Annotated in this window: 1 protein-coding gene; it reads left to right on the forward strand. The window is 58.2% G+C overall.

Annotation, left to right across the window (positions count from 1 at the left end; all coding sequences use genetic code 11):
* On the forward strand, positions 1-390 hold a 390-nt coding region (gene gpJ / locus FQZ95_RS20170), incomplete at both ends, for a TipJ family phage tail tip protein (RefSeq protein WP_442898507.1).

A 390-nucleotide genomic window follows, 5' to 3' on the forward strand; every position in this document is an offset into this window, starting at 1 on the left:
GTGATCGATGCCATCAGCGAAGGGCCGGTTGAAGGTCCGGTGGATGGATTAAAAAGCGTGCTGCTGAACAGTACGCCGGTGCTGGACACTGAGGGGAATACCAACATCTCCGGTGTCACGGTGGTGTTCCGTGCCGGTGAGCAGGAGCAGACACCGCCGGAGGGGTTTGAATCCTCCGGCTCCGAGACGGTGCTGGGTACGGAAGTGAAATATGACACGCCGATCACCCGCACCATTACGTCTGCAAACATCGACCGTCTGCGCTTTACCTTCGGCGTGCAGGCACTGGTGGAAACCACCTCAAAGGGGGACCGGAATCCGTCGGAAGTCCGCCTGCTGGTTCAGATCCAGCGTAATGGTGGCTGGGTGACGGAAAAAGACATCACCATT

Source organism: Escherichia sp. HH41S, from assembly GCF_009820115.1.
In the GTDB taxonomy this organism is placed as follows: Bacteria; Pseudomonadota; Gammaproteobacteria; order Enterobacterales; family Enterobacteriaceae; genus Escherichia; species Escherichia coli_F.